This window comes from Pseudomonas sp. LD120 (assembly GCF_009861525.1).
Lineage (GTDB): Bacteria > Pseudomonadota > Gammaproteobacteria > Pseudomonadales > Pseudomonadaceae > Aquipseudomonas.
Genome location: NZ_WVHL01000002.1, coordinates 174,120 through 188,487, shown reverse-complemented (window position 1 = coordinate 188,487; position 14,368 = coordinate 174,120). Strand labels below are relative to the sequence as shown.

At 57.5% G+C, this 14,368-nt stretch carries 15 protein-coding genes; 12 read left to right on the top strand and 3 right to left on the bottom strand.

Features of this window, described 5'->3' with window-relative positions; all coding sequences use genetic code 11:
- The first annotated feature begins 285 nt into the window (after positions 1-285).
- A complete protein-coding gene (locus tag PLD_RS03895; protein ID WP_159890008.1) occupies positions 286-1,536 on the top strand; it encodes an IS256 family transposase in 1,251 nt (416 codons plus the stop codon).
- A 157-nt stretch (positions 1,537-1,693) separates the two neighbouring features.
- On the opposite strand, the gene PLD_RS03890 is transcribed toward PLD_RS03895, so the two are convergent.
- Together PLD_RS03890 and PLD_RS03885 are read right to left on the bottom strand one after the other, a co-directional pair.
- Positions 1,694-2,290 (bottom strand): hypothetical protein, encoded by a 597-nt coding sequence (locus PLD_RS03890; protein ID WP_159890006.1) that lies wholly within the window; start codon positions 2,288-2,290, stop codon positions 1,694-1,696.
- 63 nt (positions 2,291-2,353) lie between these two features.
- Entirely contained in the window at positions 2,354-2,791 is a 438-nt protein-coding gene (locus PLD_RS03885) for a hypothetical protein (RefSeq protein ID WP_159890004.1), read from the bottom strand.
- 117 nt (positions 2,792-2,908) lie between these two features.
- On the opposite strand from PLD_RS03885, the gene PLD_RS03880 reads away from it, so the two are divergent.
- From PLD_RS03880 to PLD_RS03830, 11 genes are all read left to right on the top strand, one after another.
- Positions 2,909-3,193, top strand: coding sequence for a hypothetical protein (locus PLD_RS03880; protein ID WP_159890002.1), 285 nt, complete (start codon positions 2,909-2,911; stop codon positions 3,191-3,193).
- Between the two features lie 69 nt (positions 3,194-3,262).
- The gene (locus PLD_RS03875) at positions 3,263-3,649 is read left to right on the top strand and encodes a hypothetical protein (RefSeq protein ID WP_159890000.1); all 387 of its coding nucleotides are present in this window, start codon (positions 3,263-3,265) and stop codon (positions 3,647-3,649) included.
- A gap of 60 nt (positions 3,650-3,709) precedes the next feature.
- Complete coding sequence (locus tag PLD_RS03870; protein ID WP_159889998.1) at positions 3,710-4,141, top strand: hypothetical protein; 432 nt, start codon at positions 3,710-3,712, stop codon at positions 4,139-4,141.
- Positions 4,142-4,497: 356 nt separating this feature from the next.
- Complete coding sequence (locus tag PLD_RS03865; protein WP_102863393.1) at positions 4,498-5,244, top strand: methyltransferase domain-containing protein; 747 nt, start codon at positions 4,498-4,500, stop codon at positions 5,242-5,244.
- Positions 5,245-5,365: 121 nt separating this feature from the next.
- On the top strand, positions 5,366-6,175 hold the full coding sequence (locus tag PLD_RS03860; protein WP_256674538.1) for a bifunctional 2-polyprenyl-6-hydroxyphenol methylase/3-demethylubiquinol 3-O-methyltransferase UbiG: 810 nt from the start codon (positions 5,366-5,368) through the stop codon (positions 6,173-6,175).
- Between the two features lie 68 nt (positions 6,176-6,243).
- A complete protein-coding gene (locus PLD_RS03855) occupies positions 6,244-7,317 on the top strand; it encodes a M50 family metallopeptidase (protein ID WP_159889994.1) in 1,074 nt (357 codons plus the stop codon).
- Between the two features lie 10 nt (positions 7,318-7,327).
- Entirely contained in the window at positions 7,328-7,486 is a 159-nt protein-coding gene (locus PLD_RS03850) for a TglA family RiPP precursor (RefSeq protein WP_159889992.1), read from the top strand.
- A 63-nt stretch (positions 7,487-7,549) separates the two neighbouring features.
- Entirely contained in the window at positions 7,550-8,464 is a 915-nt protein-coding gene (locus PLD_RS03845; protein ID WP_159889990.1) for a DUF692 family multinuclear iron-containing protein, read from the top strand.
- Positions 8,454-9,257, top strand: a complete 804-nt coding sequence (locus PLD_RS03840; protein ID WP_159889988.1) for a hypothetical protein — start codon at positions 8,454-8,456, stop codon at positions 9,255-9,257. Before PLD_RS03845 ends, PLD_RS03840 begins: the two co-directional genes overlap by 11 nt.
- 3 nt (positions 9,258-9,260) lie before the next feature.
- On the top strand, positions 9,261-11,705 hold the full coding sequence (locus PLD_RS03835; protein WP_159889986.1) for a lantibiotic dehydratase: 2,445 nt from the start codon (positions 9,261-9,263) through the stop codon (positions 11,703-11,705).
- Positions 11,702-12,982 carry an MFS transporter gene (locus PLD_RS03830; protein ID WP_159889985.1) on the top strand — a complete coding sequence of 427 codons (1,281 nt, stop codon included), beginning with the start codon at positions 11,702-11,704 and terminating at the stop codon, positions 12,980-12,982. The genes PLD_RS03835 and PLD_RS03830 overlap by 4 nt, the downstream gene beginning before the upstream one ends.
- A gap of 105 nt (positions 12,983-13,087) precedes the next feature.
- Here PLD_RS03830 and PLD_RS03825 read toward each other — a convergent pair whose 3' ends face one another.
- Positions 13,088-14,290, bottom strand: coding sequence for a contractile injection system protein, VgrG/Pvc8 family (locus PLD_RS03825; RefSeq protein ID WP_159889983.1), 1,203 nt, complete (start codon positions 14,288-14,290; stop codon positions 13,088-13,090).
- Between the last annotated feature and the right edge of the window lie 78 nt (positions 14,291-14,368).

Sequence of the window (14,368 nt, the reverse complement as noted above, 5' to 3'; positions counted from 1 at the left end):
GACCACTACAGTGGAGATCGCCCCATCAGTCACAAGATGGCGCTGGCAGAGCGATTTTCGATGGCGCCTAGGGCGTTCGTATCGGCAGCTTCGGGAAAGGCGGCGCCACTCTAAACCGTTCGGACGAAGGCCAAGAACACGCCAGCTTATTACCGCCTTCGCAACAGTTCCTGGAACTTACGCCCAGAGCAACGTGCCGATACCGGCGAGTCCAAACGGGTAGCTTCCAAGAAGAGACTGTCAGAAATTTTGTGTTCGGGCATACCATGAGTAAGAGGTGCATGTATGCCAACCAAAAAGAAACCGCTTCGAGAGTTACCAAAGGTTCCGAAAGAGCTGCTTGAGCAGTTTTCCGCTGCTCCGCTGATGACCGCAGAAGCCATCGAAGAAGCCTCTGCAGCGTTCAAGAAGGCGCTGATTGAGCGAGCCCTGAATGCTGAGCTGGGTCATCACCTGGGCTATCCTCCGGGCGCACAGCGGCCGGAGGATGAAACCAACCTGCGCAATGGCAAGAGCGCTAAGACGGTACTCACCGGTGATGGCCCGCTACGGCTTGATATTCCTCGTGACCGGGATGGCAGCTTTTCGCCCATTCTGATTCCCAAGCACGAGCGCCGTTACACCGGTTTCGACGACAAGATCATCGCCATGTATGCCCGCGGGATGACGGTTAGGGAGATCCGGGCCTTTCTTTCCGAGCAGTACGGAACGGACGTATCACATGACTTCATCAGCTCCGTGACCGATGAGGTCATGGAAGAGATTGGTGCCTGGCAGCAGCGCCCGCTGGAGCCGATGTATCCGGTCATTTTCTTTGATGCGCTGCGAGTCAAAATCCGCGAAGAAGGCTTGGTTCGTAACAAGGCGGTCTACTTGGCGCTGGGCGTTTTGCCCGATGGCACCCGCGATATTCTGGGCATCTGGATCGAGAACACCGAAGGCGCGAAGTTCTGGATGAAGGTGTTCAACGACCTCAAGACCCGTGGCGTCGAGGACGTGCTGATTGCTGTGACCGACGGCCTTAAAGGGATGCCAGAGGCGCTCAGTGCGGTGTTCCCGGACACAACGCTGCAGACCTGCATCGTGCACCTGATCCGCAATAGCCTCGACTATGCGGCCTGGGACAAACGTAGAGCCTTGGCCAAGGCCCTCAAGCCGATCTATCAGGCAGTTAACGCCGAAGCTGCTGAACAGGCGCTGGATGAGTTTGAAAACGGGCCCTGGGGTAAGCAATATCCAACGGTGGTGGCTGCCTGGCGACGGGCGTGGGATCGAGTTATTCCGTTCTTTGTCTTCCCACCCGCCATCCGGAAAGTGATCTACACCACCAATGCCATCGAGAGCATCAACGCCCAGTTACGCAAGATCATAAAAACCCGTGGCCACTTCCCGAACGATGATGCGGCGACCAAACTGATCTGGCTGGGGCTGCGCAACATCACAGCGAACTGGGGCTCAGCGGCGCATGATTGGAAAAGTGCGATGAATCAGTTTGCGATTTTGTACGGAGATCGATTTATCAGGCCGACCTGGTAAAAGCATGGCCTGCCTAGCGGCAGGCCGTTACCGGCCCGCACACAAAAAATCTGACAGTCCCTCCAAGAACCGCAGACACTTAGGCAAAGCTCCGACCAAGTGATAGGGCGTTTCCATGCTGCCTTTCTGAGCATCAGTTCAAGAGCGCCCTATCGCCCTACCCCAACTGTAAAAAGAACCGACCAATCCCCGCGCCTGTCCTCTCTGAAAAGTCCTCATCCAGAAACAGATACCCCATACCATCCGAAAGCACGCCTTTGTGCTCAGGCAGCGCTCTATCCAGATCGCCCCCATAAATGGAAATCCTTCTGCGCCCTGTCCCCGATAAAACAGGCGACTGTAGCCAGGCGTCCACGCCATCCAACTTCGAGGCCAGGTTTTCATCATCGTCCACGTCGGCGTTCACCCCCAGCCGCACTGTCCCGCGATCTGAAATCGGCTGAGCCGCCTCATTCCGCTCGGAACCGGCTCGAACATAGCCCATGACAACTGCTTGCGAACGACCGTCAATGGCGCGCAGCTTTCGATAGTGAGCCACGTCACCCAGCTGATAAGGCATAAAAACCGAAACCCAATACTCCCCATCAATCAAGGCTCCTGAAAACCAACGTCCAGGAAAGGCCATCAGATGTGTCAGCGGCACGCCATCAGGCGAACAGGGCCAAGCCAGATCAGTAGGCAGGTAGGCCCCGACACCGACATAGGCATCATCTTTTGCAGGCGTTTCAGCGGTAAATATCAGCTCGTCAAACATCCGTTTCTTTCCACTCAGTCACAGCTTGCCGCATTCGTTAACAGCTTCAGGCCAACACTTGGGTCAAGACTTCACGCCATGCACCGCACGTCCACAATCCACCATCAGTTCCTCCAGAAAGGGGCGCAACTGCGCCTCTTCCATCACACCCAACAACTGCCCAGCAGCCTCCCGCAACAACTGCCACTGCCCATGCTCGAAGATCCCCCGATCGCCACAATGAAAGGCCGCCTCGGACAACCCGTTGCATTGCTCCCAGAGGTTTTGCACTCCAGCCCGAACCTCATCCGGCAAAGCGCTCGCGCACGTTGCAAGCAGTGCCTCCAATGGCAACATCGCCATGGACCAGGCTTCACAGGCGGCGCAATCGGGAATGCTGGCCTGCTGAGCGCCGGAATCCAATACCAGGAATCCGAGGGCATCAATCGCCTCGCCCACCGCCAGCACCCGCTTGTACTCATCCTGCCCGTACCATTCCCAGACAGTGGTGGAGAACCCCATTTCCAAGCTCCAAATCCAGATAGTTCAAACCTGAGTAGCGCATTAAGCAGTTGGAAGCGCCGCCACTAAAAGATAGAGTCGGATCACATGAAAGAATGACCAGATCAGGCGCACCCGATGCAATTTCTTTTTGAAGTTGAAGACGTCTTCAGCATAACGGGCCAAGGTTGCGTGCTCGCTCCTGGTGTCCCCCAGGCCTTTATGCGCGAACTCAAAACCGGGGCCCCGTTGCTCATCTGCACACCACAAGGCGAGCACATTTATACACACATTGATTTTTTTGTTTCAGTCAAGAAAACACAGCCCTTGAGTCATACCCCGTTCTCGCTACCCAGCATGATCAAGAAGGAATCCATACCCGCAGGCTCCGAGGTTTACCTTGAAGATGATGCAAAGAAATAGCGCCGCGTGTTACCGCATCACATCGGACACAGTACAGTCCCTTCTCGGCTTCTCTGACGATTGCAAATCATGGATGACACTCACTTCACTCCCGAACAACTGGCCAATAGAACCGGCACAGCTGTCGTGGACCATCAGGCGCGAAAATGGCTGGTGAGCCTGCCCATCCCCGAGCGGGTCGACTTCCTCAAGCGTCTGTGGACCCTTGATTTCCGATACTCACTGATACTGCTCCAGGCGGCGCAATTACCCAGGCAGGAAAACCAGCAACTGTTCAGGTACTGGCTGCACACCGGGCACCACAATGCGGCGCAGGAACTGATCAATCGCCTGCAACCGCTGCTGGGGGAAACAACCTTCTGGCGCATTGCCTCACAGGAAACGCTCACCGCACCGATGTGGGACTTCCTGAACTACCACGGCCGCGGGCGCTTGCAACGACCGAAAGGAGGTTAGCTCTTGAACCTGCGAAAACAAACTGACGCCCTGCCCCTGCCAACTCAGACGCCAATCCCCATGAAGTTCACCTCAGCCGACCAACTCATCGACCCAAAAACCATCGGCTATCGCAGCCTGGGCTTCGGCGAGGCACTGACGATCCCAGCAACGCCCTATGAACTGCGCATCCACCACGGCGATCTGCCGCAGTGCTTTCTTGACTGCGCCGACACCTTTGCCGCCGAATGCAAAACCGACGATATCGACCAGGGTTTTGTCGACATTCCGGAGCTTGCACAGCTGGGCTACCCAAGCTTCAGGGCGCTCTTGCAAGACCATCCCGATCTGGCGGCGCGCCTGGTGCAGGACTACCTGTATTTCGAGTTGTTGTTTTCGCTGTTCCCGCATTCAAGCGGCCTTAATGTCGTGATCAACAGCATCACCCGCGTCAGCTCAAAAGAAGGCGTCCTGCTGCTGACTGGCGAGACCTACGCTGCCAAAAGGTCATGAAGAAGCCCTGGCCTCAGGATCGATACCGGAAATCAGGCCGATGATGTCAAACAACGCATCACTGTCGAGCGCGGTCCGAGCCCTCTGCCTGGCGGCTTGATGCGCCTTCAAGGCGATGGAAGATCCACCGCCTCAAACAGTGCAACCTCAAGTACCGAGAACATCAACAATCGGTGTGTACTGCGGACTATTCTCAACAGCGATTTATCGCACCTTTTTGGTGCGCCCGCACCTTTATTATTCGCAAAAAAAAAATGATGACACGTTAACTAAGACTGGATACTCTCCCGTCCAAGAGAAAGGAATCTCGTTGTACTAGTACACCCCTATTGGTATCGGACAAGGATGTGACATACATGTCTTCCCTAATTACCTCGCCTGCCACTCTCTACGAAACCGTCGGTGACGGCGTAGAGTCGAGTAATGCCTCATGGAGTTTCGGAGGCAGTACCCCGCAACACTTTGACTCCCATGTTTCGAAGTCCGTACCTAAATATAAGGACGGGCATAACATCGTGCTGTCGCTCAGCGACTTTTTTGTAAAGAGTGATAGCACCTGCTACGAACTGGGTAGTTCCACCGGCACCCTCACGCGACAACTTGCACAGCGTCACTGCGCCTCGGTGAAGTGGGTGGGCATTGATGTGGAAGAGGCCATGACGCGCAAGGCGAATGAGCTCTTGAGCGCGTCGCCGCAGCACAACGTCAGCTTCGTTACCGACGACATCCTGACCTTTCCCTATGAAAAAAGTGATCTGATAGTTGCTTATTACACTATTCAGTTCGTGCACCCGCGCATTCGCCAAGCCTTGTTCGATCGTATCTACGAAACCTTGAACTGGGGCGGTGCTTTTATCATGTTTGAAAAAGTACGCGGCCCAGACGCACGCTTTCAAGACATTCTCAGCAGCCTGTATGTCGATTATAAGCGCGACCAAGGTTATAACGCCGATGAAATCCTGGCGAAGACCAGAAGTTTGAAAGGTGTACTTGAGCCTTTTTCCACGGCCGGCAATATCGACATGTTATCCCGCGCCGGCTTCAAGGATATAACCAGTATTTTCAAATACATTTGCTTTGAAGGCTTCTTCTGCATTAAGTGAATGGGGCTTCATTGTGAGTACAACTATAGAACAACAGTATTTGCAACTATTGCAAATGCCTGAAACCTTTCGTGCGCAGAAAATGGATTGTGAACTTTGCAATTCCAAAGATCATCGGGTTTTGCTGGAAAGTGTCCAGGGGCCCGGTGACCAGGCGGTGGCATTGCCAGTGCTCGGCTGCCAGGATTGTGGGCATATTTTCCAGCAATACCGCTTCGACGAAGCCTTCTACAGCGCTTACTACGACAAGTTCTACCGCCTGAGTTTGTTCGGCAATACGGAGCCGGAGCGCGCCTTCTTTCTGGACCAGGTACGCCGCGGCGAACACCTGTATCAGTACCTGCAAGATGTGCTTCCCGCCAAAGGCAAAATGCTTGACGTCGGTTGCTCCGCCGGCGGCCTGATGATTCCTTTTGCCAAGCGCGGCTGGACAGTCAGAGGCAATGACCCCGACCGGGCCTACGTCGAATACGGCAAGAATATCGGCCTGGACATCGACCTGGTGGGCGCCGAACACATGAGCCCCACGGGTGATTACAACCTGATCATCATCAATGGTTCGCTGGAGCATGTTCATGACGTCAACCAGGTCATGCAGCTTTGCCGGCAGGCCAGTGCCGAGGACGGATTGCTGCTGATTGAAGGTCGCGCGTTGGGTTATGGCATCAAACAAGGGTTTCTAACCCATAACCATCGCCGCTACTTGAGTGCCAGCAGTATCGAGCACCTGATGTACCGGCATGGTTGGGAGCCGATCCAGACCACCCATGAGCCCGTGTGCGGGCCGACCCGACCGGGGGCGGTGTTCGTACTGGGGCGAGCCTGTGCCCAGCCTGCCACCGAGCACCTCGAAAGCATCAAGGCTCAGGGCCGCAAGGCACTGCAGGAGTCCTACATGCCAAGCCTGCACTCGATGCGACCCCGCACATGAGTGCCTCGGCCTATGCCCTCGAAAAGTCGAGTGCCCGCGTCCATTCCTGCTTCAGGGATGATCTGGTCGTGACACCACCACCAGCAGATTCGGTCACCCGACGCTACAACCTCTACGACCCCCGTAGTGATATCGGTTTTGAACTGGGCCAGGCCGAGTACTCACTTGCCTTACTCTTCGATGGCGAGCGAAACCTGCAAGCGATTGTCGACGCCGCCCTGGCGCAGCATCGAATCAAGGTCAGCCCCGAGAAGCTTGCGCAGTTCGAGCGCAAACTGCTCAACCTGAAACTGCTGAGCAGCGAGAAAACGGATCATAAAAAGGACCTGCGCGATCCCGCCACGGGCATAACCTATGGCCCGCTGAAAGAGCATTTGCTGATTAACCTGGTTAAAACCAACCCGCAGCCATTGCTTGATCATCTTTACCGGTTGGCGCCCTGGTGCTGCCGTGCGGCATTCATTTTGCCGCTGCTGGCCTTGTCCCTGTTGAGCTTCGTGTACCTGGGCGCGCACTTGGACAGCTTCATGGCCGATGCCAGCGCCACCTATATCCACAGTTACCGCTGGCTGCTCTGGCACTTCCCGGTGATCCTGACCTCCATCGCCCTGCACGAACTGGGGCACGCGATGGCCTGTCGTCACTACGGGGTCAAGGTCAACGATTTCGGGATCGGCATCTACTTGTTGCTCGCCACCGGTTGGGTACGTCCGGTGCAGACGCAATGGTCGCAGCTACCGCTGAACCAACGGGTGATCACCATTCTGGCAGGCCCCTTGGTCAGCCTTCTGTATGCGGGAGTGGGCATTGCCCTGTGGGCGATGTTCCGTGACACCCAAGGGGTTTTACCCGCCCTTTTCGTGGTGATGATCGTGGCTTCGTGCATTTCCCTCATCCCCACCCTGCTGCCGATCTTCAATGGCGACACCTACCTGGCGATTACCGAAGTGCTGGGGCAACCGCGCCTGCGCCAGCGTGCTTTCAACTATGTAAAGCGCCATTGGCGCAGCGCACCGCAGGAAAGCCTTTCCCCTGCATTGCGCAGGCTCTACTGGAGCACATTCCTGTTGACCTGCCTGGGCTGGGTCATCGCCTGGAGCTTCATCGCAGCCACCCTGATTCGCCTTTTCAACCACCCATAAGGACAGTGTCATGACTCAACCTACAGTGACTCCGGCTATTGCCGCCATGGATGAAGCGACCACCACAACCGCCCCGGCCGACGTCGCGCCGCAAGCCCCCACCGATGCACCGTTCGAGGAGTTCGATCTCGACGATATCGAAATCATCGAAAGCAAAGTTTTCGCCTGATCGCTTCGAGCTTCCTCGGCTTGACGTCGAGGGAGCCTCCCCTTCCTCAAACTGGGCAACCACATGGCTCACTTCGTTAAGCCCGAACCGATTGGTGTGGGTATCCAGTACAACCCCGAGATCCTCGACTGGTTTCCATTTGAGGACATCGAAGTTGATGTGCTGGAAATACTGCTCGACAACATCATGGCCCCTATGGACGGCCCGCAGATCATCAAGCCCGCGGCCCAGGCGATGATCAATCGGCTGGCTGAGAAATTCACCTTGCTGGCGCATTCCAACTACGGTTGCGACTTTGGTTTCAGCCCGCTTGAAGACACCGCTGCTGTGCAACGCCATGTGCCCCTGGCCAAGATGCTGAACAGCCCATGGGTCGCCAACCATTGTTTTTATGGCGACAACTCCTGGCTGGATATCTGGAGCAGCCCGCTGCAGTTTTCCAATGCAGAGGTTATGCGCTGCGCCGAACGCGCGAAGGCTTTGCAGGCACATTATGGGATGCCACTGGCCCATGAAAACGCCGCCTATTACTTGCAATGCCCGGGTGCAGAAATGCGCGAAGCCGAGTTCCTGGCCCGTCTCGTGCAGCAGTCCGGCACCTTCTTGCACCTGGACTTGCACAACATCTACACCAACCACCTGAACCTGAAAAACTTCGACTTGCGCGACTACCTCGACACCTTGCCGTTGGACAAGGTGATCTCTGTGCATCTGGCAGGTGGCAGCTGGCATGAGGGGCTCTACCACGACTGGCATGATTCGTGTGTGCCCGAACCTGTTTGGGACCTGTACCAGGAACTCATGTCCCGCTGCCAACCCTCGGCGATCATCCTCGAATACCAAGGGCAGGCTCACCACGCACTGACACGCGTGATGGACGCCAACGACGAACACATGATCGTCACCGATGTGCGGCGCGCACAGAACATCTGGAATCACTACACAAAAACGGCACAGGAGCTGACGCATGGATGCTGAGCAGGTCTGGAAGCTGTGGCGACGCCTGCTACGCGATGAAACACTGCAGCAGCAGTTGTTCGAAGCTCAAGGCGCGACTCAATGGCTGGAACACTTTCCTGATAACGAGCGGGTGATTCTGCAGGCCTATGGCAGTCAGTTTGAAAGAGTGAAATGGTTCGTCGAAAACTATCAGTTCCGCTTGGTCAATTCCTTTATCAATGCGCTGGAAACCGGCGCGCCATTGACGCTGCGCGCGCTGCTCAACATCGACCTGGACCTGCCGGCACTGTCCAAGGCATTCCTGCACCAACAAGAGTGGTTCGACTACGGGCCAAGAGTGTATGGCTATTGCGATGCGGCATTGGGCTTTCTGCTCGAGCGCCAGGAACTCGCCGACTACCCGCAGATTCGCGACCTGATGGGCCTTGAGCGCGAATCTGTGCGCCTCTACATCGGGCTGGTGGAAACCAGTGCCGCAGTGCCGGGCACTTATCAACGCACCGACGGCGCACGCATTTACCAGAGCCGCTATGCGCTGTCGCACTGGTTGCGTGATAAAAGCCTGCTCGGGCGTAGCAGACCGGAGGAAGCCAGCGAGCACATCTTGGTGTATTTGCCCACCCCTGAGGCGCGCCACAAATTCACCCTGATCAGCCCGCGCGCTGCGTACCTCTATCACTGCCTGGAGCAACCACAGTCACTCGCAAGCTTGATGCAGATACTGGGTTCCAGCGCCGCACAACCCAGCGGCGAAGACTTGGCACTGCTCGATAAACTGCATCGACTCAACGCCATCAGGATGCCGGCCTAGACCATGGAAAGCTCACAGTACTTCTGGCTGCGCTCGACCGGCTTCCCCATTCATCACTTGACGGATCTGGGCCGATTCGCCGACCTGCCAGCCTGCCGCGTCTTCGAGCAAGACTTCCGCTCCTTGCAGACGCTGAAGGCGACGCTACTTGAAAAAGCCAACGCGCATTCGCCCCAGGCCTGCCGCAAATTCATCCGCAAACTCAACGAGAACCAGGCCCTGCAACCCACCGATCTGCCAGAAGTACTGCGCGAACCTCTCGGTGAGGCTTTGCAACACTGGAATGCTTTGCTCGCGCGAACGTCAGCGCCTGAAGAAGCCGCCCGGGAATATGACGCCTATCTGGAGAGCGCCCGCCAAGGGCTGATCGACTTCCTGGATGACGAAGCGGTGGCCGAGGCCTTGTTCATCTCCAACCCGTCGGCGTTGACACGCATCCGTGAGCTGATCAGGGATCGGCACAGCAGGAACGACACCCGCAAAAAGCAAAAGCTGCGCTTGGGCTGGAGTTACGCGCAACGTTTCTGCGCCAAGAACGATACCTCCAGTTTTTTCGGACCTTTGGCCTGGGGCCGGTTCGATACCCGGCAGACGGCCAATGTGCATCTGACCCAGGATGACACGGCGTGGATCAAGGATCGCCACACCTTCTTCGAGAATTGGGTGGTACAGCGGTTGGTCGAACAGATCAACCAGCAATGCCCAGACACCGACCGTATGCCCTTGCAGCTCAATAGCGGTTGCTACCTGCACGAACAGACCCTGTTCATGCCGATTGGCAAAAGCCAGCGCCTCAACCCGCAAACCGCCCAGGTACTGCAGTACATCAGCGAGCACCCGGGTCGAGCCGCCACTTATGCGGGGATATTGAACAACTGTCCGCAAGAGGCGGCTGGCACATTGCGCGATCTGCTGGAGCACCTGGTGAGCAAACGTATCGTGCGCCGAGGCTGGCAAATGTCGCCCCGTGAGCGTCACCCCATCGTGCAGCTGCAACGCTGTTTGGCCAACGCGGGGGTATCCGACCCGTTCAACCAGCTCTGGCAATCGCGCCTTGAAGCACTGGAGGGCTTGCGCCGTGACTATGCCCACGGCGACCTGATGCGTCGGACCGAATGCCTGGAGCGCTTGAACCAACTGCTTGGCGAGGCCGGGGTCGACCTCAGCCGAGAAACCGGCGCCATGTATGTCGGCCGTTACCCGCTGTACGAAGATTGTTCGAGAAACATGAACATCAGCCTTGGGCAAGCCATGCTCGACCAAGTCAACCAAGAACTGGTGCCGCTGATGCGCATCAATCAGTGGCTGATCAAAGCCATCGCGCACCAGCTCAATCAGGCCTTCATTGAGGTCTGGGAGCAGCGCCAGGTGGCCAACCCCGGCAAACCGGTTGATTTTCTCGACCTGCTCAACACCCTTGCCCCTCTGTTGCCTGCACTTGAAGCGCGCATCATCGGCAACCTCGATCAGTGCCTGGAAACCGCTTGGGCACAACTGCTGCAGGACTTCCCGGAGCATGCCGAAGTGCGTCTCTGTGCTGCGGACGTCGAGCGCCTGATCAGCCTGCTGAACACCCGTCTGGATGTCGAAGGCTTCGAGGTGTTCGGCAGCGACTTTCACTCTCCGGATATCCTGCTCTCCAGCGCGTCGGTCGAGGCCTTCAATCGCGGCGACTACGAAATCATCGTCGGTGAAGTGCACCCGGCAGTTCATACGCTGAGCCAGCCCGTTGCCGCCCCGTTCGGCCCCTTCAATACGCAGATAAACCAACAGGTGGAGGCGATTTTCCAACGCCCTCGCCTGGTACTGGCTGACTCGCCGGAGAGCTATCAGCGCTCCCACATCGACTGGCCCTTGCAGCCCTCCTACCTGCAATTGGTGCTGCCGTCTGGCGGCGGTTGTGTCGCAGCGCACCAGCAGTTTGCCGCCGGCAGGGCAAAAGTGCTGCGGGTGAACGGTCGCCTGCAAGTGGTCGACGCCCTGGGTCAGTTCAGCGAAGACTTGCTGTGCGTGTATTCCACGCCCTTGCATCGGCTGGGCTTCGCCCTGGCCGGCAGCGCCGTGGCCAAACACGATCACCGCCGTATCTGGTTGGGCCGGACCCTCTACAAGCGCGCTTCCTGGCTATTTGCCCGCGATCGCCTGCCGGAACCGAAGGGCTCGATCGACGAGCTTGAATACACCCTACAATGGCGTGCCTGGGCTGACGCTCACGGTTTGCCCCGCTATGCCTTCGTCAAGATCGATACCGAACCCAAACCGCTGTTCCTCGACTTCGACAACCCTTTGTCCTTCGACGGCATCAGCAATGCACTGAAGAACGCTGGCCACGTCAAGTTCTCGGAAATGCGACCGTGCCCCGATGAACTTTGGCTTGAAGAGGCACGGGGACGTTTCTGCTGTGAAATACGCACAACCTTTTCCACATGCGAGGCTCTTGCGACATGAGTAAAGAAAATACAGCCTCTTGCGCCAAGGCCGACCAGGAAATAAAGCACACGTTTGTGTACCTGTTTTTGACCATATTCATTCCCTTTGGCCTCGGCCATTTCGTCTCGTACCTGTTTCGCACGGTCAACGCTTTGATCTATGTGGACCTGGAGCAGGAACTGCACCTGCCGGCCAGCAGCATGGGCCTGCTGACCGGCGTGTACTTTCTGACCTTCGCCGCGGCGCAGATTCCGCTCGGCGTCATGCTCGACCGCTACGGTCCGCGCAGCGTGCAGGCCCCCATGCTGTTGTTCGCGGTATTGGGCTCGCTGATTTTCAGCGTCTCCCACACCGAGCTGGGTCTGATCATCGGTCGCGGCCTGATTGGCCTGGGGGTTGCCGGTTCGCTGATGAGTGCGATCAAGGCGTGCACCATCTGGCTGCCGGTCGAGCGCCTGCCGCTGAGTACGGCGTGCCTGTTGTCGGTAGGCGGCCTGGGCGCCATGGCGTCCACCACGCCGCTGCATGAACTGCTCAAGTGGATCTCATGGCGTGAAGCGTTCTTGATTCTGGCGCTCTTGACTCTGTTCGTCAGCGTGGTCATTCACCTGAGCGTGCCGCGCACTTACAAACCCAAACACACCACTCTGGCCGAAATGTCCAAGGCCGTGGGGACGCTTTACTCCTCGTGGGTATTCTGGCGACTGGCGTTGTATTCGGTGTTTGCCCATGCGATCTACATGTCGGTGCTGTCGCTGTGGATGGGACCGTGGCTACGCGATGTCGCCCAGCTGAGCGAGTCGAGCATGGCCAATACCTTGCTCTGGGGCACCGTGGCGATGGTGGCAGGCTCGCTGGCCTTCGGCTCGATCACCGACTACCTGCGCCGCTTTGGTGTGCAGCCGATCATGGTGTGCGGCGCCGGGGTTTCGATCTTCATCGTGTTTCAATCGCTGATGATCAGCGGACTGCCGGTGTCGCCGCTGCTGATTGCCATGGGGTTCAGCTTCTTCGGCACCTCCACCACCATGAACTACGCGATCGTGGCTCAGTCGGTATCGCCTGAACTGGCCGGGCGGGTCAGCTCGTCGTTCAACCTGGTGGTGTTCGTGCTGGCGTTCGCCTTGCAATGGTTGATGGGAGAGATCCTGAACCTGTGGCCGGCCAATGGACAAGGGCATCCGGTGGAGGCTTATCAGTGGTCGCTGGGCGTGATGATTGCGTTGCAGGTACCTGGGGTGTTGCTGTGGCTGAGTTTCAAACCGTGGCAACTGAAAACAGCGACGCCGCGGTAAACGCTGGCGGCCAGCTGGTCTTCGTTGACCACAGGTCCGTCCACCCGCCGCAAAACCCCGTCAGTTGCGCTGCGTATGAGCGAGCAAGGCATGCTCAGCATCGAATCACTGACAGCACAGGCAACCGCTGATCAACGGTTGATCGGGGTCGCTTTCAAGAAAGGTGACCCTGACTTCCACGCCCGTTCGCAGTGGCGTCAATTCACACTGCCAGTTGGCAGCGCCCCCTAGCCAACAGCTGCTTTTGTCGTCAAACCGATCTTCCCGATCCCAGGGAAACTTGACTTTGAGCCTCGCGCAGCGCCCATCAGTGCGCAGCGCTTCATCTTCCATGGCGATAACCAGCGCAGTCTGGCTGGGCACCTGCGGTTTCTCGTGAGCCAAAGGCGGGCGATAGAGCGCATCCCCCGGCACAAGCATGAAGCGATTGCAGTAACCCGGATGCCGGTCATCGTCAGCCGGGTCGCCACTGGCGTACTCATTCAATACCTGTGGCTGTCTGCCTTCATGGATGACCCGAGTCAGAAGCCATGGCTCATTGCGCTCTTGGCCCGGCGGGCCGGGGATTTCCAGAACATGACCACTGGCTAACCCGGTTTGCTGACCTTGGCTTTCAAGCGGACGGTAGGCCGCGCGGCGGTGCTCACCGGCCTGCGGGGTGACCTGCCTGGCGGGCTTGATCAGTCGCTCGTTGGCCCGCCTGTCGCCCTCGGGGGCGACAGGCGTGGCTTGCTCGATCCTGGGAAAAACCGCCTGATGATCGCCAAACACCAGCACATGACCTTGAGCACTGTGCTGGAAGTGAAAGTGAATCCCCTCCTCCTCACACAAGCGCTGGATGAAGTGCAAATCCGTTTCACCAAACTGGGTACAGCAATCACGCTCGGGGTAGGTCGAGTCCAACTCAAAGCGGTAGGCATCGCCCAGGATCCCGTGTTCTTCGAGAATCAGGGCGACGATGGCCGGCACCGTGAACTGTTGATAGATGCGCTGGTTGGTGCGATGGCGCAGGTAGGACAAATGCGGGACCAGAGCCAGACTGTAGCGCTGCGGATACGAATGTTCAGCGTCTTTGCCGATGTGATAGATGCGTCCATGAACGCCGTTGCCCTGGGGGTCGAAGGCCAGGAAGGCCTCACTGTCGACCAGGCTTTGCAACTCCAGCTCTGGCCGCTCGCAGACAAACTCCACCTTGAAAAAGTAAGGCCGGCCGATCGCCTCCTCGCCAGTGAAGGCGAGCACTTGAACGTCCTGATCAAGCGCGTCGAGTGTCAAGCTGAAGGGTGTTTGATGGGCTGGGCTGAACATCCACTGTTCTCCTGTTGCTTGAGGTGTTGAATGGACGCAGGCACATACCGCCATGCGGAAAGTTGATCTCCGCATGGC